Origin of the sequence: Opitutus sp. ER46 (assembly GCF_003054705.1) — a bacterium.
GTDB lineage: Bacteria > Verrucomicrobiota > Verrucomicrobiia > Opitutales > Opitutaceae > ER46.
This window is the reverse complement of record NZ_QAYX01000015.1, coordinates 73339-93911: the sequence shown is the minus strand read 5'-3', so window position 1 is coordinate 93911 and position 20573 is coordinate 73339. Positions and strand designations below refer to the sequence as shown.

General features: G+C 66.7%; 13 protein-coding genes. 10 read left to right on the top strand and 3 right to left on the bottom strand.

What is annotated here, in order from left to right; genetic code table 11:
• Positions 1–18 precede the first annotated feature (18 nt).
• From DB354_RS01835 to DB354_RS01825, 3 genes are all read left to right on the top strand, one after another.
• Positions 19–1278, top strand: a complete 1260-nt coding sequence (locus DB354_RS01835) for an AGE family epimerase/isomerase (RefSeq protein WP_107833727.1) — start codon at positions 19–21, stop codon at positions 1276–1278.
• A 47-nt stretch (positions 1279–1325) separates the two neighbouring features.
• Positions 1326–2621: a hypothetical protein gene (locus tag DB354_RS01830; RefSeq protein ID WP_107833726.1), complete on the top strand. Its 1296-nt coding sequence runs from the start codon at positions 1326–1328 to the stop codon at positions 2619–2621.
• A 111-nt stretch (positions 2622–2732) separates the two neighbouring features.
• Complete coding sequence (locus tag DB354_RS01825) at positions 2733–4514, top strand: hypothetical protein (RefSeq protein ID WP_107833725.1); 1782 nt, start codon at positions 2733–2735, stop codon at positions 4512–4514.
• Between the two features lie 26 nt (positions 4515–4540).
• Here DB354_RS01825 and DB354_RS01820 read toward each other — a convergent pair whose 3' ends face one another.
• On the bottom strand, positions 4541–5752 hold the full coding sequence (locus DB354_RS01820) for an MFS transporter (RefSeq protein WP_233256524.1): 1212 nt from the start codon (positions 5750–5752) through the stop codon (positions 4541–4543).
• Between the two features lie 316 nt (positions 5753–6068).
• Between DB354_RS01820 and DB354_RS01815 the strand changes: the two genes are divergently transcribed.
• Complete coding sequence (locus tag DB354_RS01815; protein ID WP_107833723.1) at positions 6069–9416, top strand: TonB-dependent receptor plug domain-containing protein; 3348 nt, start codon at positions 6069–6071, stop codon at positions 9414–9416.
• 216 nt (positions 9417–9632) lie between these two features.
• Here the strand turns inward: DB354_RS01815 and DB354_RS01810 are convergent, their stop codons facing one another.
• Positions 9633–10763 carry a tetratricopeptide repeat protein gene (locus DB354_RS01810; RefSeq protein ID WP_107833722.1) on the bottom strand — a complete coding sequence of 377 codons (1131 nt, stop codon included), beginning with the start codon at positions 10761–10763 and terminating at the stop codon, positions 9633–9635.
• 219 nt (positions 10764–10982) lie between these two features.
• On the opposite strand from DB354_RS01810, the gene DB354_RS01805 reads away from it, so the two are divergent.
• From DB354_RS01805 to DB354_RS01785, 5 genes are all read left to right on the top strand, one after another.
• A complete protein-coding gene (locus tag DB354_RS01805; RefSeq protein WP_107833721.1) occupies positions 10983–12251 on the top strand; it encodes a uroporphyrinogen decarboxylase family protein in 1269 nt (422 codons plus the stop codon).
• A gap of 320 nt (positions 12252–12571) precedes the next feature.
• Positions 12572–13030, top strand: coding sequence for a universal stress protein (locus DB354_RS01800; protein WP_107833720.1), 459 nt, complete (start codon positions 12572–12574; stop codon positions 13028–13030).
• Positions 13031–13133: 103 nt separating this feature from the next.
• Positions 13134–13904 carry an endonuclease/exonuclease/phosphatase family protein gene (locus tag DB354_RS01795; RefSeq protein ID WP_107833719.1) on the top strand — a complete coding sequence of 257 codons (771 nt, stop codon included), beginning with the start codon at positions 13134–13136 and terminating at the stop codon, positions 13902–13904.
• Positions 13905–14150: 246 nt separating this feature from the next.
• Entirely contained in the window at positions 14151–14951 is an 801-nt protein-coding gene (gene trpA, locus DB354_RS01790) for a tryptophan synthase subunit alpha (RefSeq protein ID WP_107833718.1), read from the top strand.
• Between the two features lie 355 nt (positions 14952–15306).
• On the top strand, positions 15307–16278 hold the full coding sequence (locus DB354_RS01785; protein WP_107833717.1) for a diguanylate cyclase: 972 nt from the start codon (positions 15307–15309) through the stop codon (positions 16276–16278).
• Between the two features lie 27 nt (positions 16279–16305).
• Here DB354_RS01785 and DB354_RS01780 read toward each other — a convergent pair whose 3' ends face one another.
• The gene (locus tag DB354_RS01780) at positions 16306–17169 is read right to left on the bottom strand and encodes a diacylglycerol kinase family protein (RefSeq protein ID WP_107833716.1); all 864 of its coding nucleotides are present in this window, start codon (positions 17167–17169) and stop codon (positions 16306–16308) included.
• A gap of 106 nt (positions 17170–17275) precedes the next feature.
• On the opposite strand from DB354_RS01780, the gene DB354_RS01775 reads away from it, so the two are divergent.
• Positions 17276–20533: a family 78 glycoside hydrolase catalytic domain gene (locus tag DB354_RS01775; RefSeq protein WP_107833715.1), complete on the top strand. Its 3258-nt coding sequence runs from the start codon at positions 17276–17278 to the stop codon at positions 20531–20533.
• The last annotated feature ends 40 nt before the right edge of the window (positions 20534–20573 follow it).

Below are 20573 nucleotides of genomic sequence, written 5' to 3'. Positions count from 1 at the left end.
GGTCTTCGGGCGATTTCGATGAGCACCCTAAGCGTCAGCGATACGAAACGTGCCTGTTCTGCGGCGCTGGAGCAGTTGCGCGGCGGAGACGGGGTCCCGTTGGCCGGCTGGCTGCGTGACCACCTGTTTGGCCATGTCCTGCCGTTCTGGGAGGAGCATGCCTTTGATGAACGCGGCGGGCTGCTGACCTGCATCACCGATGCGGGCAAGGTGGTCAGCACCGACAAATGGCTGTGGAGCCAGTGGCGGGCCGTGTGGGTGTTCGCGCGCATCTACAATCGCCTCGACGCCGACGTGCGCTGGTTGGGTTACGCGAAGCAGATCGCCGCGTTTTGCCTGCGGTACGGCCGGGACGAGGAGCGCGACGGTTGGTCGCTGGTGGTGGCGCAGGATGGCCGAAAGGTCCGCGGCTTTGAGAGCACCTACGTTGACTCGTTTGCGGTGTATGCGTTGGCGGAGCTCCATCGCGCCACCCGCGATCCGGAGGTGCGGAGGGAGGCATGCCGCACCGCGGACACCGCGCTGCGGAGGCTCGCGCAACCCTACGACACCATCCCGCATTTCCCGTATCCGATTCCGCCCCGGGCAAAGCCACATGGCATTCCCATGCTCTGGTCCCTGGCGCTCGCCGATCTGGGGCATGCCCTGAAGGAGGAGAAGTACCTCAACGCGGCGGTGCGGTTCTCGACCGAGATCTTCCGCGACTTCTATCGCGAGGACCGCGACCTGTTTCTGGAGATCATCCGGAGCGATGGGCGGGAGTTTCCGGCCCCACTGGGGACGGCGGTGGTTCCGGGACATGTCATCGAGGATATGTGGTTTCAACTGCACGTGGGGGAGCTGGCACGAGGCGGCCCCGGCTGGGAGCGGAAACCCGAGATCTTGCGGCTCGCGCTGCGGCACCTGGAGGCCGGCTGGGATGCGGCGTATGGAGGCGGGCTCCTGCTGGCATTCGACGCCAATGGGGGCGAGTGCCGGGGCTGGAAGTTCCCCGACACCAAGTTGTGGTGGCCGCATACGGAGGCGCTGTACATGAGCCTGCTCGGTTGGAAGCTCGAGCAGCGACCGGCCTTTCTCGACTGGTACGAGCGCGTCTGGCGGCTGTGCCTCGACCATTTTGCCGACTGGGCGCATGGGGAGTGGCGGCAAAAGCTCGGCCGCGATCTGAGTCCGATCGAGGATGTGGTCGCGTTGCCGGTCAAGGACCCCTTCCATCTGCCGCGGAGCCTGATTCTCCAGATTGAGCTGCTGGAGCGAGGCTTCGATCCGACGCGCTGAACCGCGATGATCCGGCTGCCATTTCACCTGTGATTCCGCCCCTCCCCATGAAGACAATCCGCATACCGGCTTCACTCCTGGCGGCGCTGCTGGGCGCCGCCGGCACGATGGCCGCCCCCGCCGCCAAGGTTGAAGCCGTCGTGCCCGAGTCGCTGCGTACCGAGTTCAGGCAGGCGGCGGTGCGGACCGCAGACTGGCTCGTCGCCAACCAGATCAAGGATCCCTACGACGCGAACTGCGGGCGCTTCATGCAGCTCTACACGCCGGAGACGAAGACCGCCAATCATCGCGCCACGGCGAGTTGGATGGTGGCCGCCGCCACGATGGGCGTGCTGATGGTGTATCACCGGACGGAGGGGAAGGAATACCTGCAGGCGGCGCTGCGAGCGGGGCAGTATCTCAAATCGCTGCAGATCCTGGATGCCCGGCAATCGGAGAACTTTGGCACGATTCGCGAGTACTCGCCGCAGACCCCGTGGGTCTATCCCCGCGATGCCGTGACCGCGGCGTGGGGGATGCTGTGGCTCTACGAGCAGAGCGCGCAGCCGGACTATCGCGAGCGGGCGGCGCTCTTCAACCGATGGTTCTTCGATCATGCGGTTCGGAACGGATGGCCGGCGTGGCAATGGTCGGTCGTCGACGGCAAGCACGACTTTCTCCAGGGTTCGTTTCACGGCGGCTCCGCCGGATACTTCTACGATTACGCGCGCGTGACGGGAGACCGCACCGATCTGGCTCGGGGCTTGCGGGCGATCGCGGACGCCTACCTCGACCGGTTTGTCCAGCCCGACGGCAGCATGAAGGTCATCTACGACGCGGCGCTCGGCACCTATGTCGAGGACGGTACCCGTCAGGCCGGGATGCAGAAGATGCATCGTCACAATGACGACTTCGGCTCGTTGGCGCTCCTGCAGGCCTATGCTGCGTTCGGTGAGCGCAAGTACCTCGAACGGGTGGAGGCCTATGCCCGCTGGCTCATCGGGGAGCAACGTCCCGACGGGGGCTACGGCCGGCCAGACGTCCCTCCGGCGGCGGCCACGGGCCCGATCATGCTGGTCGACCTCTACCGACTTACAGGCAAACGCGAGTACCTCGAGTCCGCGGTCAAGGCGGCCACGTATCTCCTGACGCAGCAGGAGGTGCATGCGACGGACAAGCGTGCCAGCGGCGGCGTGTACGGCTATGGACCGACGTGGGAATCGGGAGAGAAGCGCTGGCTGAACATTCGCACTTCATCCTACGCGATCGTCGCCTGGCTGAAGCTCGAGGGGGTTGAACAAGGGCCGTACTACTCGGTGTTCGATCGCCATGGCCACCTGCCGGAGTGGTCCACGCTGCGCTGACCGCCTCGTAGTGGTTCAGCCGCTCAACCAATTGGGATGCCTGACGTCTTCCGGCGCTTCGGCGCCTGTGCGCCAGGCAATCGCCTGGCCGATCCTCCTCCTCCCTTGCTTATGTTCGATCATCTTCACCGGTCCGTCGTCCGCACCCTGGGCCTGATCATGCTGCTGGGGGCGCCCGCGCATGGGTCCACCGTCGATGACGGCCTTTCCCTGTGGCCCCGTTCCGAACGGTGCTACCTCGTGGGCGAAGCTTCGACGCCGGTGTGGGCGAAGCTCCCCGCTTCCGCCGCGATCCAGCAACCCCTCGAGCTTCGGATCAAGTTGCCCGCGGCCTTTCGGATCACGGCCTTTGAAACGGCGCAAAACGCCTACGCGGGCAATCCGGCGCATCTCGTTGTGCCAGGTTCGCTGACGCGGTCCGAGCAGGGAGACGAGGCAGAATACATCGTGGCGTTGCCGGGCATTTCCGCCCCGTCGGCTGCGAGCCTGTCGCTGATGATGAATCCGGGCGGAGTCCGGCCCGGCGCATATGCAATCCAGTTCGCGCTCTCGAGTGCGGATGGAAAAAGGCGCTGGCCACCTCTGACGGGGACGGCGGAGGTATTGCCCAGGCTGGATGGCCGGCGCCCGAGCCGGCTGCGGATCCAGTTGTACAGCTACAGTAGCGACAAGAGCGCGGCGTATCAGGACGAAGCCCTCGCGACCCTGAGCAAGACGGGGATCAATCAGATTTGCTACATGCGGCCCTCCGCCTCGGCAGACGTCGTGACCCAGCGGGCCCTTGCGTACGGCCTCAAACCGCTGTGGCTCTGGTTTTGGCCCAAGGAAAAGGCGGCCATTCTGGATGCCTTGCCGGAGGCGAGACGCCTCGATGCGGACCGCTCTCCGATGAACGAGCTGTGTTACGCCTGGTGCATCGAGCATCGGAAAACCGTAAAGCGCGCCCTGGTCGAGTACCTCAGACCGAGGATTGAAGCCAGCGGGTATGCCGGGCTCATCAACGACAACGAGGAAAGGGCGTTTGACTCGGAGCGGTTGGAAATCGCCGGGGATGTGGCCACCCCGGCGACGCTGGAGCAGTTTCGGAAGCACGCGCAGCTTCCGGCGGAGCTCGAACTGACGGCGCGAATCATCAGCGACCGTTATCGGGACGCGTGGATCGACTTCCGCTGCTGGCAGTCGGCGCAGATGTCGGCGATTCTGTCCGAAAGCGTCACGGCGGTGGATCCCGGTTTGGATTATGGCTACTACAGCGGATACAAGCATGCGGGGCGCCTGGCGGCTCTGACGCGGGCCAGATACGCGACGGATTGGGGCCTGCTCGGCAAGATCGGTGGCATCCGATTTGGCACTGCCGGCTATGCGGGCAGCCCGGGTGATCTGACAGCGACGGCCCGAGCGCTGGCGCCGCGTCCCTTTGTCCCGGCAGAGATGTACCTGGAGAACTTCACAAAGAGCAGCGCGCCGAGTCCGGAACGTTTCAGCTACCGGCTGATGTGCGCGTTGATGTACGGGACGGGGGGATTTGGCATCTGGTACCAGCAGGTGCTCGACGGGGCGGCGTATGCGGCCATTGGCCAGGTCACCGCGCTGGCGGCCGACATCGAGGACCTTCTCCTCGATGGGCGGCGGTGTGATGGCGACCTCGTGATCGGAGAAGGTTTCGATGCCGGATCAATCATGGCCTACGAACTTGGCGGGAAACGCCTGGTCGTCGCTTTCAACCACGGCGCGGAACCGCGCACGCTGGCGCTGCGATGGAGGGAGGCGGACGGGCGAGGCGAGACGGTCGACCTGGTGAGCGGGAAGAACTTTGGGGCGGCACCGGCGCTGACCACGACGCTCGGCCCGCGGAGCTATGTGGCCTTGATGACGGTTACCGACGGCAACTGAAGGAGCGCCGCGGCGGAGGGCGAGCGCTATGCCGCAATCACCTGTTCCCGGCCGATCTGGCCGATGAGCAGGCAGACGACCGCGAAAGCGACGAGGTAGACGGCGGCGCAGGCGATGAAGACCGGGGTGAAGGAGAGGGTCTGCACGGTCCAGCCGATGGCCTGTTGCGTGAGGATGCCGGCGACGCCGCCGATGGCACCGGCGATTCCGGTCACCGAGCCGATGACGCGTTTGGGCAGGACCTCGGCGGGCAGGGCCATGAATCCCCAAGCACCATGGCAGAACATGGCCACGCTGATGAGGGCGACGGCGACGCCCGGCGAAGGGACACGCGTGACCAGCAGCAAGCAGGCGGGCAGCACGAGCGACGTCACCAGCATCGTGACCTTGCGGGCGCGATCCTGCGTCCAGCCGCAGCCGATCAGGATCCGTGGCACCGCGCCGCCGGCGAGGTTGCCGAGGGCAAGGGCGACGAACGGGATGCCGCTGAATTTTCCCACCGCCGCGAGATCGAAGCCGCGCTCCTGCTGGAGGAACTTGATGATCCAGAAAGTGAAGAAATAGGAGCAAGGATCCAGCAGCATGCGGGCAAGGATGCAGCCCCAGACCACGCGCAGGCGCAGCAGTCGCTTCAGGGGCACGGGAGCCGGTTGCTCGGTGGTCGGCGCGTCTCCGGCCTCGATCAACTTGAGTTCTGCCGCGCCGAGCCAGCGATGTGCCCGCGGCAGCCGATAGAACCCGGCCCAGAGCGCCACCCAGATGAAGCCCAGCGCCCCGCCGAGCACGAAGGCGGACTGCCAGCCATGGGTGAGCGCAATCCAGGAGATCAGCGGGGCGGCGATGGCGGCGCCGACGGCAACGCCGCCATTGAAGATCCCGACCGCGAGCGTGCGCTCCCGCATGGGAAACCATTCGGACACAACCTTGACCCCGGCGGGAAAGTTGGCCGGCTCCGTCGCGCCAAGCAGGAAGCGAAAGGCGGTGAACTGGGCGGCGGTACGGGCGAAGGCATGCAGGATGCAGGCGACGGACCACCCCGACACAAAGACGAGGAACGATTTCCGGGTGCCCAGCCGGTCGACGATCACGCCGCTCACCGCGTACATGATGGTATAGCTGAGCAGGAACGCGGACGTGATGTCGGCGTACTGCACCGTGGAGAGGTGCAGCTCGTCCTGGATGGTCTGGGCCAGCACGGAGAGCGTCTGCCGGTCGAGGTAGTTAAGCCCGGACGCCACGCAAAGGAGGGTCACAACATACCAACGGAGGCCAGGGATTCTTCGGGAAGTCATGAGGGCGTGATCAGGGGTGGGGCGGCCCGGCAGACGAGGGCGTAGCGCGGCGGGCCGGAGATGAACAGCCGACAGGTGTGGTCCTCCGCAACGCCGACCGTGGTAGACGTTGACGTCCTCGACGGCAAGTTGGTCAACGTTTACCAAACCCTCCATTGTCTGAGCGACGAACGTGGTCGAAGAGAGTGGCATTGGAACGCCGGCGAGCGTGCGCTGCGCGCGCTGCCTTCACCCCACCAGCAACCCCAATGGATACCCTCGAATGAAATCTGAACTGCCTGACTCGCTGCTGCCGCTACGGCGCCTTTCCCGGTCGAAGGGCCTGCTCCTCTCGGTCCTGTTTTTGGGCCCGCTCGCCATTGGTGCGTTCGCGCAGGCGGCCGCCCCGGCGCCCACGGCGGCAAAACGCGCCGCCGGTGACGACGATACCCTGATGCTCGACGTGTTCACGGTGAACGCGGATCGCGATCGAGGTTTTGTCGCGGCGACCGCGCTGGCGGGTGGCCGCATGACCAGCAATCTCGCCGACACGCCGGTGGCGTATTCGGTGCAGACGCGGGAGTTCATCGAGGCGCTCAATATCACCACCTTGGAGCAGGCGCAGGAGTGGGCGGTGAGCAGCGCCAATTATGTGGAGGAACAGTCGGGCGGCGTGGCGCTTGGTGGCACCCAGAACACCGTCGCGACGGTGCGGGGAATCGCGGCGAATGCCACCCAGCGCAACTTCTTTCCCGGAAGCTACAATTGGGACTTCTACAACCTCGAGCGCTTCGATTACACTCGCGGGCCCAACTCGATCCTCTTTGGAAAGGGCACGATCAGCGGAACGGCCAACGCGATGACGAAGTTTGCCCGCCTGGGCCGCAACCGCACCACGATCGCGGCGCAGTTTGACTCGTATGGCAGCACGCGGGCCACTGCCGATACGAACCACCCCGTCACCAAGAACTCGGCGGTCCGGCTCAACCTGATGTGGGACCGGGGCGACACGTGGCGGGATGACGAGGTGATCAAGAAGAAGGGCTTCGCCCCGTCCTTCACCATCAACCTAACGCGGAACACCGAGCTGCGCGTCGCCGGCGAATATTACGAGAAGGAGGAGAGCACGTATACCCTCGGACCCCGCGACCGGCTTTCAGGCTGGGATGGTGTCACAACCTACAGCGCGCTGCAGCCTCTGACGGGTTCATCGGTCGACCCAAAATTCACCGCGCTCGGCGTCACCCGAATCGCTGGAGCCCCCACCACCGCGAACCCGTTCAATAATGAATATTGGATGTGGGGACCCGACAACAACACGCTGATGAACTTTGCCGGTACCATGACGACCGTGGGCTATTCCGGGGCCAACAATCGGGCGATCAACGGACGGCATGCGTCGAGCCGGGGGGCGATGAACATTGAGGCATCACCGTTCATCGACCAAGTGATGCGCGGACTGACCGACGAGGAGCTTTACGGCCCTGCCACCGCCGGGTCGACCTTCAGGCTCCCGACGCGCCGGTCCACGTTTCTGCCGGCGGTGCCACTCAGCAAGGATCGCTACCGCGATATCGTCGCGTACCTGAGTCACCGGGTGGGCGACACGCTGTTTTTCGAGCTGGCGGGCGACTATAACAAACGCAACAACTTGGGCAACGCGTCATTCTATTACAATAATGGCAGCCTCGATGGATTCGGCGGCGTGTGGATCGACCTGAACAAGAACCTGCCGGACGGAACGGCGAATCCAAATTTCCTCGAACCGTACATGCGCGCCCGCATGGACCGCCGGTTGGGCGAGAACGAAAACCGGTCGGCGCGCTTGGCCGCCGCCTATGTCGACACCTTCCGCTGGGCGGAAGTGAAGCTGAATGCGATGGTGGGCATCGAGGACTCCGAAGCCTTTTCCACGCGGGAAAACGGCGTGCTGCCAATCGATGCGGATCCGCGCTACTGGGGGCTGCTGGCGAACAATGGACGGAGCCGGTTGCTCCGCTTCACGCACTACTATAACAAGCCGAGCCTTGGCATGCCGCGCATGGAGGTGCCTTTGACCGCGATCAATCCGCAGACTGGGGCGAAGACAACCTACACCCCGGTATGGGCGCTGGCGACCAACAACACGGCCAATGGTGGCGTGATCAACCAGAGGAACACCACGACGTTCAACCAGGCCGCGGCGCACGTGGGGTTCTTCAAGAAGCGGTTCATCGTGCTCGGGGCCGTGCGGATGGACGAGACCGAGAATAAGCAGAAGGTTGGTCTGCGGGCGATGGACTACCCCACGGGATATGTGGCCAATTCCAAGGCCTATATCTATCGGGGCAAGGCGCCGAGCGACTATGATTCGCTGACCTATTTTCCCAAGGATGCCACCGGCAAGATCACCGGCCCGGCGGCGCCGGCGGCGGCGCGTCCCCTGGATGCCAATTCAGGCGTCCCGCTTGCGCAGTACGCCAACGACCGGTTCCAGAACGATTACAACCCGCCGAGCGTAACGAAGAACAAGACCACCAAGTCGATCGGGGCGATCGTGAATCTCGGACGCGGCTTCTCGCTCTGGGGTAATTTCGCGCAAACCTTCAACCCGGGTGGTCTGGGCCTGTTCACGATCGACTACAAGACGCCGGCCCCCAGCTCGTCGACGGGCTACGATTATGGCGTGCGCTACAATCTGCCGGGCGGCCGGGTGAGTGCCAATTTGCAGGCGTATGAAAGCGAGGAGAAGGACTTCGATGCGGGAAATCCCGCGGGCTACACGAACTTCAACACGTTTCTGAACACCAATGCGATTGGCGATGACAGCCCGAGCAGCCGCAATATCCGGAATCTCGGTCCGCTTCCCGACCAATGGCGCGACAAGTCCGACCGCAAATCGCACGGGTATGAATTTGAGCTGACCGCGAATTTCACCCGCGGCTGGCGGATGAATGCCAGCGTTGGCACCGCGAATGCGATCCAGCAGGGGGCGTTTCGCGAGACGCGGGCCTGGGTGCTCGCGAATCTGCCGACGCTGCGCCTCATCGCGCTCGACGCCGGTATCGTGCTCAACAATGACACGGCTTCGCTGCCGACGGACCCGAATGCGCCAAGGTCGATCGACGCCGCGACCGGACGTGACGCTTTCAACGGGATCATGACGGCCATGAATAATTGGGTCACAGACTCGCAGGTCCAACTGCGCCTCGTAAAATATACCATCAAAATCTATACCGATTATCGCTTTTCCGAAGGTCGCCTGAAGGGGTTGCTGGTGGGGGCCGGCTGGCGTTACCGGGGGCCGATGGTGATCGGCTACCGCGGCGCCGATCAGTTGCCCAATCCAACGTCACCGACCACCGCGGCGATCGATGATCCGGACGTCAGTGCCTATACCGCGATATGGGAACGGGGGTACGGTCTGGCCAACGTCACGCTTGGCTACCCGTGGAAGTTTCGGAAGAACCAGACGATCGTTTTCAATCTGACGATCGACAACGTGTTCAACTACGACAATCCGATCTATATCTCCACGGTGAGCCGCGCCTATGGTAATGACTTTACGCAATATGCCCGCGTACAGGTGCCCGGCGGTTTCACGTACGAGAGGCCCCGAACCTATACGTTGTCCGCGCGGTACGAATTCTGATGGCGGGTTTTGTCTGTGCCATCGGCGGCCTTGGTCCCCGGCAGTGGCTGATCGGGGGCTGGGGCCGGCTGCGGAGCGGCTATCGCCACGAAAAGAACAGGCCGGCCCGCCCGAGGAGAAAGCGGTCGATGAGGGGGGCGCAGGGCTGGCGCCGAGATGGCATCGAGCGCTCGAGGTCAGATGGGCCCGGTTCGCCCCGCGGCTTGCCGCAGAACGCTAGCCGCTCTTCTTGGCGCTGGTTTGCGTTCCGTAGGGCGTGCGATCGGCGGGGGCGGCGCCGGCGGGGATGGTGGCGGCGAGGGCGGTTGCGCGCGCCGAAATCTGATCCGCCTCCGCCGTCCGCCCGACGTGGCGTAGGCACTCGGCGTAATCGGCGAGGAAGGCTGCCATGTCGGCGGGGTTGCGTTGCTCTGCGCGGGCGGCGTCGAGGATGGGCAGGTTTCGTTCGAAGTATTCGGCGGCCGCCTCGTACTTGTGCTGCGCCTGGTTGAGCCGCGCCAGTTCTGTCAGCGCCCAGTGGGGCTCTCCGCCCGACTCGGTGTCACGCGCCAACGCCGTCTTGAGCTCGGTTTCGGCCTCCGCGAAGCGTCCGGTGACCCCGAGGCTCCGACCATACTCGTAATGGGTGACGGCAACAAAACGGGGATCTTCGGCTCCGCCAATCGCGGCGGCATTGGCCAATTGCCAGAACCGCCGCGCCGCAGCCCAGTCTCCCCGCTCGGACGCGGCGCGTGCCGCGCTGGCGTATTGGTGATCGTTCGTGAACTTGGCTTTCACGCCGGGATGCTGGTTTCGCAGCGCGTTTGCCCGCTCCTTGATCCGGTCGGCTTCGGGTGCGTCGCCGACGGAACGTAGACATTGGGCGTAGTTTTCGAGGAAGAGCGCGAAGCCGATGGGATCACTGTCGGCGGCAGAGACTCGCTCCAGCGCGGCGACGGCGCGCGCATAGAGGGGCGACGCGCGCTGCGGCTGGTCGTTGTTTTGCAGGAGGCGTGCGTACTCGGCGAGCGTCGGGGCGCGCAGCGATTCAGCCTCTGGGACGCCAGCGTCGATCAGGGTTAGCACGCGCTCGTACGTGCGTTCCGCCTCGGCGACCTCGCCGAGGTACCCGGAAAGGCGGGCGTATTCGAACCAGGCGTGGGCCCTGGAATTCGCGTCCAGATGGCCGAGGTCGGTATTGCCCGCGGCGCGCGAGTACAGCATCCGCGCGCGGGGAAGATCACCCTCGGCTTCGGCACCCTGGGCTGCTTCGAAATACCGTCGGGCAGTGTGGGCGTTGATGGGGTTGGTGCAGCCGGACCAACCGACCACCGAGAGGCCGAGGAGAACAAGGATCTGGCGTTGCATGGAAAGAGAGGCGCGCAGCTTGCGGACTTTGGGGGCAGCCTGAATGGGAGGAGGATAATGACAAATCCTGTTTCAGCGCGGCGATCGGTCACTAATTGCCCGGCGGCGTCGCGCTACTGGCGGCCCGACTAGGGGCGGCAGGTTGTCTCCGGGCTTCCCTGATGCCGGAACGGGCGCTAGATGTGGGTGACATTGCCGGGCGGCCCGGCGGTGCACCCTATGACCCCTCGCGAACGTATCCTGGCCAGCATTGCGCATCGTGAACCGGACCGCGTCCCCGTTGATCTCGGCGCCACGCCGAGCTCCGGCATCTCGGCGGTCGCCTACAACCGGCTCCGCGCGCACCTCGGACTCAAGGCGGGGAGCACGCGCGTGTACGATGTCGTGCAACAGCTCGCGCAGCCGGAGGATGTGATCCTCGACCGCTACGGCATCGACGTGGTCGACCTCGGCCGGACGTTCAACGCGAGGCCGAGCGACTGGTACGACGTCAGCCTGTGGGATGGCAGCCGCGCGGAGTATCCGGCGTGGTTTCGGCCGGAGCTGGGCGCCGACGGCGCGTATCGCGCGCGGCATGCGGATGGCACCGAGATCGCGATTCAGCTCCCGGGCATGAATTTCTACGACCAGACCTGCTTCCCTTGGATCGACGGCTATCCCGACGACCTCGCCGGCCTGCCGGCGGCGATGGGCAAGGTGCACTGGGCGGCGCTCGCGCACAGTCCGTGGGACGCCGCGGCGGCACCGGATTTCTGGGCGCGACTGCGGGCCAACGCGCTCCACCTCCGGGCCACGACCGACCGCGCGATCATGGTGGTCGTCGGCTGCAATCTCTTCGAGTGGGGCACGTTTCTGCGGCGGATGGACAACTTCCTGATGGATCTCGCGGCGGAGCCGGAGCAGGTCGAGCGGCTGGTCGACGCCCTGGTGGAGATCCACCTCGAGACGCTGCGCAAGGTGTGCACGGCAGTCGGCGATATCGCCGACGTGTGCCGGTTCGGCGACGACCTCGGGATGGATACGGGGCCGTTCATGTCGGCCGCGATGTACCGCCGGCTCTTCAAGTCACGCCATGCGCGGATGTGCGAGTACGTGCATCGTCACTCGTCGATGCATACGTTCCTGCATTCGTGTGGGTCGATTCACGCGCTGCTGCCGGACCTGATCGAGGCGGGTTTCGAGGTGATCAATCCGGTGCAGACGGCGTGCCGCGATATGGAACCGGAGCGGTTGAAGGCGGAGTTTGGCAAGGATGTGACCTTCTGGGGTGGCGGCGCGGACACGCGCGCGATCCTGAATCACGGCACGCCGGCGCAGGTGCGCGACGACGTGCGCCGACGCGTCGACATCCTGGCGCCGGGCGGCGGGTTCGTCTTCAACACGATTCACAACATCCTGCCGGATGTTCCGCCGGAGAACATTGAGGCCATGTTCGCGGCGCTGCACGGCGGCGGCACTACGGCTAACGCCGCGGCGCCGAGGGAGTGAGGGAATGAAGGACTGAGGGAATGAGGGGCCCGGGCGCTGAGTACGCTCGGGAGCGAAGGTGCTCGGCGCGATCGGCCGCGGATGAAGAGGGGGAAACCGCGAAAGGCGCGAAAGGGCGCGAAAACGGGGTGCGGTCGGTTGCGCGAGACGAGTGCGTGGGCGGCGGCGAACACCGCGGGTTTTCGCGGCTGGGTTCGCGAGTGTTCGCGGTTCAATGGTTCAGCGAGCCCGACGCGACGGGGATGTCCGGCGGCTGGAGAAAGTTTCCTCCGCGGTGAATCGGAGGTGGCAATGCGGCGGGATGTAGGTTCACTTGGGGCATGAAAACGATTGTTGCGGCAGTCGATTTTTCAGGGATCACCGACAAAGTTGTCGCGGAGGCTGCGCAGTTGGCGAAGACGCAAGCCGGTCGGGTGGTGCTGCTGGCGGTGGTGCAACCGCCAATCGTCGCCACGGAATATGCCCCGTTCGTGGAGAATCTGGCCGACATCGCCGTGGCCGCGGAAAAGTCCACCGAGCGCCGGCTCAATGAACTGAAGGCCAAGCTCGAGGCGGACCAGGTGCCGTGCGAGACGGTGCAGCACAGCGGTCCGCCGGTGCACCATATCCTCGAAGAGGCGAAGAAACGCGCGGCCGACTATATCGTCATGGGCTCGCACGGTCACACCGCGCTCTATGACCTCCTTGTCGGCAGCACGACGCATGGCGTGCTCCTGCGCGCGCCGTGTGCGGTGATCGTGGTGCCGTCCAGTCGGCGCACGGGGCGCGATCGTACCTGATGTTCTGTCGTCTCCAGACCGCGCGCCGCCCGGACGGATGGCGCCGGGCCGGCGCGGACCCTGCGCTTGCGCGGACTGGGGGCGCGGGTCTTATGTACGCCGCATGCCGAGGCTCCGCCTCGTAACGTTCAACATCGCGCACGGTCGGGGGCTTACGCCCATCCAGGGGCTCACCTCGCAACGCAAGCTGCGGCTGAACCTGCGACGGATCGCGGACCTGGTGGAGGAGTTGGCGCCCGACATGGTGGCGATGCAGGAGATCGACGAACGCTCCCGCTGGGCGGGCAACTTCGACCATCTCGATTACCTGCGCGTGCACACGCGGTTTCCGCATGCGGTGTTTGGGATCAATAATCGCCGCACGGGCCTGCTCAACCTGAGCTACGGCAACGCGCTACTGTCGCGGCATCCGATCCACGTCGCGGAGACGGTGGTCTTCGGCCAGCGCCGGCTGGGCGAGAAGGGGTTCCTGTACGTCGAACTCGACGTTGGCGGGCGCATCCTGCCACTGGTGAACCTGCACCTGCACTTCAGCTCCCGCGCGCAACGGCTGCGTCAGCTCGACCGGCTGTTGAACTGGCTGCGCGAAAAGCACCGGCTGCATGCAGAGCGCTGGCTGACGCCGCCGATCGTGTGCGGGGACTTCAACAACCCGGGGACGCGCGATGACGCGACGGCGTCGCTGCTGAGTCATCTCTCGGACTACTGCGACTACGAGCTGTATCCGGACGGGCAGCCGACGTTTCCCTCGCCGCTGCCGCGGCGGGCGCTCGACTTCGTGTTTCTCCCGGCGGGCTGCAAGGCGGCGCGGTGCGAGATCGTGCGCTCGATTTTGTCCGACCACCTGCCGGTGGTCGTGGATTTCGAGATCTAGGCGCGCGCGCGGCGCCGCGCGAAGGCTGAAGGTCTGAAAGCTGAACGCTGATGCCGAAGGCCCGAGGCCGGGAGGGGAGGCGTGAGGGCGGAAGTCGGAGGCCGGAAGCTTGAAGCCGGAAGCCGGAGGTCGGAAGTCGGACCCCGAAGGCGCTTGGGCTCCGCTGGGCGGATTGCGGGTGAACTGTACTGGGTGGGGGCGAGAAAAGGGTGGTGTTTGGGGCGGGGTTTGTGGCGAACTTCCAGCATGTCTCGCCTTGCTGAAACGTTTGCCCGGACCCGGGCGGAGAACCGTGCCGCGTTCGTGGCGTATGTCTGCGCGGGTGATCCCGACTTCGACACCTCGCTCGAGGTGTGCCAGTCGCTGCTCGCCAATGGTGTCGATATCCTCGAACTCGGCGTGCCGTTTTCGGATCCGCTGGCGGACGGCTTGACCAACCAGCTCGCCGCGCAGCGGGCGCTGGAGAACGGGATGACGGCGGCGCGGGTGTTTGAACTTGTGCGGCGCATCCGGGAATTCAGCCAGGCGCCGATCGTCTTCTACACCTACTACAACCTCGTGTTCTCGAACGGCGTGGACGCCTACGTGCGGCAGGCGCGCGAAGCGGGGGTGGATGGGATCCTGACGCTCGACCTGCCGCCCGAGGAGGCGGCGGAGATGGCGACGGCGTGCCGCAAGCACGAGGTGGGCACGGTGTGCATCATCGCGCCGACGACGCCCGAGGCGCGGATCGAGACGATCGCGGCGTCGACCACGGGCTTCATCTACTACGTGTCACGCGAAGGCGTGACGGGCGTGAGAGACCAGGTCGCGGCGAACATCCCGGAGGCGGTGGCGCGGATTCGGAAGCACACGAAGATCCCGATGGTGGTGGGGTTTGGCATCGGCACGCGGGCACAGGTCGCGCAGGTCGCGGCGCACGCCGACGGCGTCGTCGTGGGCAGCGCGCTCGTGAACGCCATCAAGGACAACCTCGGCGACCGCGCGCGCATCGTGGCGACCGTGGGCGCCAAGGCGAACGACCTCGCGCGCGGCGCTCGGCGCTGAGCGCGGGGCGCTCAGCGCAAGGGCTGAAAGACTGAAGGGCTGAAGCCGGAAGCCAGAAACCGGAGGCCGGAGGCCGGAAGCCGGAAGACGGATTAGTCCGATTAGTCGGATCGGTCGGATCAATCAGGTCAGTCCGATTGGCCGATCGCGCTGGCGGGCATGGTGAAGGCGCGCGGACGAGACGGTGCGCTGTCGCCGGCTCCAGGCTCCACGGTTCGCCCCTTTCACTCTCACTTTCACTCCCGCGGCGGCGCAGCCCCGTCGGGCACTTTCACTTCGGCGGCGGCAGCGCCGCCGCCGAATCCCGTCTTGTGTTGGGGCGGGGTTGGGGCGTAATCCCGGCTCCATTGTTCCCATGCTTCGGCGAGTCCTGCTCATCGACGATGATCGCGCGCAGTTCCTTCTGACGGGGGCGTTGCTGCGCCAGTGTTCGCGGGACGCGTACGAACTTGATTGGGCGGGGACGTACGAGGCGGGGCTGCAGCAGCTGCGCACCGGGGCGTATGCGGTCTGCCTGCTCGATTACCAGCTGGGGCCGCGCGATGGCCTGCAGCTGATCCGCGAGGCGGTGCGCGAGGGCTGCCGCACTCCGATCGTGTTCCTCACCGCCGAGACCTCGGCGCGGGTTGACTGTGAGGCGATGGACGCCGGGGCGCTCGACTACCTGGTGAAGGGCGAGATCACGCCGCGGCTGCTCGAGCGCTCGCTGCGCTACGCGATGAAGCTGGCCGACACCCTCGAGGCGTTGCGGCAGCTCGCCACGGTCGATGAGCTCACGGGACTGAAGAACCGCCGCGAGTTCGACCGCCTGCTCGAGGAGGAGCAGGAACGCGCGTTGCGCTTCAACCAGCCGCTCGCGCTGCTGATGGCGGACGTGGACCACTTCAAGATGATCAACGACTCCCACGGGCATCCGGTGGGTGACATCGCGTTGCGCGAGGTGGCGCGCCGGCTCCGGGCGCAGGCCCGCAACGTCGACCGCGTCGCGCGGTACGGCGGCGAGGAGTTTGCGGTGCTGCTGGTGCAGGCGGATCGCGTGGCCGCGCTCGGCGTGGCGGAACGGATTCGCGCGGCGTTCGAACTGGATCCGATTCCGATCGCCGAGGGCATTTCGCTGCGGGTCACGATCAGCATCGGCGTCGCCTCGATGCCGGATGATGCCCGCACCTCGCTCGATCTCCTGCGCGAGGCTGATGAGGCGCTATACGCCGCGAAGGCGGCGGGGCGGAACCGCGTGATGGCGGCGACCGGTGCGGGTCGGCGCGGACACGCGCAGCGCCGCTCGGGGCCGTCGCAGTCGCCCCATCGCGGCGCCGAAGTGGCCTGAGGCGGGTGGCGAGGCGGCCGATGGGCGTCAGGGCGCGGGGCAGAGAATGCTCAGGCTGGCCGGACGCACACGAAACTCGACTGAAGCGCCGGCGGTGCGCAGTTCGCCGTCGGTGTGGAGCCAGCCGGGCTGCGGGCGCCGGACGATGAAGTGGTCGCCGACAAGGGCGGTGACGCCGCGCGCGCGGGTCACATCGCCGGCGAAAAGTCGGACGACGAGCGGGATCGCGCGCAGGAGGGTTACCGGCGGGATGGCGGTGAGGTTCAGCCGGCCGTCATCGACGCGCGCGGCTGGGGCGATGCGGGCGTCGTTGCCGTATTGGTTGGCGTTGGTGACCACGAGGGTGAAGGCGGAGACGCGGACCGTGCCGCCTGCGTGCGTGATCTCGTACGGCTCGGGGATCCATTGGCGCCAGAGCCGAAAGGCCGTGCTGAGGTAGCGCAGAAAGCCGCGCTGGGTGAGCTGGTTGAAACGCTGGGCGATCTCGGCCTCGAAGCCCAGGCCGGCTGCGGTGAAGAACGGGTGGCCGTCGGCGGTGCCGGTGTCGATCCGGCGCGGGTGGCCGTGGTCGAGGACGCGCAGCGCGTGTTCCGCCGGACCGTGCAGCCCGAGGCAGCGCCCAAGGCCGTCACCCGAACCGCACGGCACGAGTCCGAGGGTCGCGGACGTGCCGACGAGGGCGGAGGCGACCTCGTTCATCGTGCCATCGCCGCCAACGGCGACGACGAGCTCGCAGCCCTCGGCGAGCGCGGCGCGGGCGAGCTCGGCACCGTGGCCGCAGCGCTCGGTGAGCACGACGGGCACGCCGCGGGCGGCGGCATAGGCGCGGACGGCAGGGAGGGCGCGCGCGGCGCCGCCGGAGCGCGCGTTGACGATGAAGCGGGGTTTCAAACCGGGGCATCATGGCGGGCGGGGGCGTGGTGGCAACACGGTCGAGGGTACCGTCCGAAACCTTCGCGGTGGACATTGGCGCGGCGGGCGGTGGATTCGGTCGCCCATGAACTCGGCATGCCGGTGGATCCTCGCCGGGGCGATGGCGCTCCTGGCAGGTGGGGCGGGAACGGCGGCGGCGGCGCTGACGCCGGCGCATCTGCGTTGTGAATACCGGGAGAACCCGGAAGGCATCGACGAGACGCAGCCGCGACTGGCGTGGCAGTGCGAAACGGCGGGGCCGGCGCGAGGGGCGCGGCAGAGTGCGTACCAGATCCAGGTGGCAAGCACGCCGGCGGGGCTGCTGGCGGGCGCGGCCGATCGCTGGGACACGGGCCGCGTGGCCTCGGCGGCGGCATTCCAGATTGAGTACGCCGGCCGGGCGCTGGCCTCCCGGGACACCTGCTGGTGGCGAGTGCGCGTGTGGGATGAAGCTGGCGTGGCCGGGGCATGGAGCGAACCGGCGTCGTGGAGCATGGGCCTGCTGAAGCCGGAGGAGTGGCGGGCGGAGTGGATCGGATTGGACGCGGAGCTGCCGACAGACGGCAGCGAGGTGGACGCAGCGACGCGGCAGCGGCTGACGGCGTTGAAGTGGGCGTATGCGGACGTGCCGGTGAACCAGGCAGCGCCGCGCACGGCGTATGTGCGCGGTGGATTCACGGTTCCGGCCGGCGCCACGGTGCGGCGCGCCACCGCGGCGCTACTTGTGGACCAGGTGGCGAAGGTGGCGGTGAACGGCGTGCCGGTGGCGGAGATTTCCCGTTGGGAGCAGGTCATGCTGTTGGACCTGACGCCGCACGTGAGGCCCGGGGCGAACGTCGTCGCGCTGGAGGTGACGCAGTGGGACGGGCATCCGCCAGCGGTGCTGGGGGAGGTGACGTTCGCATTGGCGGATGGCACGGAGCAGCGCGTGACGGTGGATACGAGCTGGACCTTTGCGCTCACGGCGCCGGACGGCTGGCAACGGCCGGAGTTCGCGGCGACGGAGTGGCGTCCGCTGGTGTCGCCGCCGGAGAAGCGGAACCCCTGGGACGGACCGCCGCAGACCTTCACGTACTGGCTGCCGCCGCCGCCGTATCTGCGGACGAGCTTTGCCGTGACGAAGCCGGTCCGCCGGGCGGTGGTGTATGCGACGGCGCTGGGCGCGTACGAGCTGCAGTTGAACGGGCAGCGCGTGGGACGGGACCAGCTCACGCCGGGGTGGACGGACTTTCGGGCGCGCGTGCAGTACCAAACCTACGACGTGACACGGCAGTTGGCGGCGGGAGAAAACGTGCTCGGTGGAATTCTGGGCGATGGCTGGTATGCCAGCATCCTCGGGTACACGGGGCGTCGGTATTTTTATGGTGGATATCCCAGGCTGCGGGCGCAGCTGGAGATCGAGTACGCGGACGGCACGCGGGACGTGGTGGCGACGAATGGCGCATGGCGCGGCGGGTTCGGCGGGTTCCGGCAGGCGGACCTCATGGCAGGCGCGGCGTATGATGCGCGGCGCGAGCCGGCGGGGTGGTCGCGTCCGGGATTTGCCGCGGCAGGCTGGCGCCCCGTGGCGACGGGCCTGCGGCCGGTGGATCCGGCGAAGCCGCTGGCGACCTTCGTGGTGGAGGCGGCCAACGCGGACGCCGCCCGCGTCGCGGAGTTGTTGCTGGCGCGAACCGTGACCGAACCGCGGCCCGGCGCGTGGACCTTTGACCTCGGGCAGAACATGGTCGGCTGGGTGCGGCTGAAGGTGCGCGGCCGGGCGGGGCAGAAAGTGATGGTCCGGCACGGCGAGATGCTGAACCCGAATGGGACGCTCTACACCTCGAACCTCCGCGGGGCGAATGCGGTGGACGTGTACTGGCTGCAGGGCGGCGGAGAGGAAGTGTTGGAGCCGCGGTTTACCTTCCATGGCTTCCGGTACGTGGAGGTCACGGGGTTGGAGGAGCGACCCGCGCCGGAGGCGGTGACGGGCGTGGTGGTGCACTCGGGGATGGAGCCGGCCGGCGAGTTCGAGTGCTCGAACCCTCTGCTCACGCAGCTCTGGCGCAACGTGGTGTGGGGGCAGAAGGGCAATTACCTCGAAGTGCCGACGGATTGTCCCCAGCGCGACGAACGCGCGGGCTGGAGCGGCGACGCGGAGTTCTTCATCCGGGCGGGGACGTACAACTTCGACGTGGCGGGGTTTTTCACGCGCTGGCTGCGGACGCTGGTGCAGGACACGCAGCTGCCCTCGGGGGCGTTTGGCAACGTGGCGCCGCTGTTTGGCACGGCGTGGACCGCGGCGGGGTGGAGCGAGTCGGCGCTGGTGTGCACGCACACCCTGTATCGCGTTTACGGCGACACGCGGGTCATCCGGCGCAACTACGAGGCGATGACCCGGTACATGGGCTGGGTGGCGCAGCAGACAAAGGACGGCATCGTGACGCTCCGCGGCCGGGGTATCGGTGACCACCTGAACCTCGATGGCGGCGCGCCGACGACGGTGATCGAGACGGCGTACTATGCGTATCTGGCCGACGCGATGGCGGAGATGGCGGCGGCGATCGGGCGGGCCGACGACGCGCGCCGGTATGCGGCGCTGGCGACGGAGGTGCGCGCGGCGTTTCAGGCGGCGTTTGTGGCGGCGGACGGGACGATCCGGGACAGCCGGCAGGTGGGGTACGCGCTGGCGTTTGCGTGGAACCTGCTGACGCCGGAGCGGCGGCCGGCGGCGGCGGCGAAGTTTGTCGGGGAGCTGGAGCGCCGCGGGTGGCACCTGGGCACCGGGTTCGTTGGCACGCCGCGGCTGCTGCCGGCGCTGCACCGGGCCGGGCGCGACGACGTGGCGTATCGGGTGCTCCTGCAGGAGGACTATCCCTCGTGGCTGTTTCCAGTGAAGCACGGTGCCACGACGATCTGGGAACGGTGGGACGGGTGGACCCTGGAGCGCGGCTTCCAGACCATCGCGATGAACTCATTCAACCATTACGCCTATGGCTCGGTGGCGGAGTACCTCTTCCGGCACGTCAGCGGAATCGAGGAGGCGGAGCCGGGCTTTCGGACCGTGCGGATCGAGCCGGCAATGGCGGACGGCCTCACGTGGGCGCGGGCGAGCTATCGCGCGATCTCGGGGCGGGTCAGCACGGAGTGGCGGCGCGAAGGAAACCGGCTGAGCCTCGGGGTGGAGATTCCGCCCAATGTCACCGGCATCGTACGTGTCCCCGCTCGCGCATCGCGCCTGATGGTGAACGGACAACCGGTTGCGAAATCCGTCGGCGTCACTCGCGTCGACGCTGGCGACTATGGAACGGAAGTGAGGGTCGAACCTGGGGTTTACGCGTTCGAAGGGGAACTGGCGCCCTGATGATTTAGTTGGGGCGGCAGGGCGACGGTTTGGAAGGTAT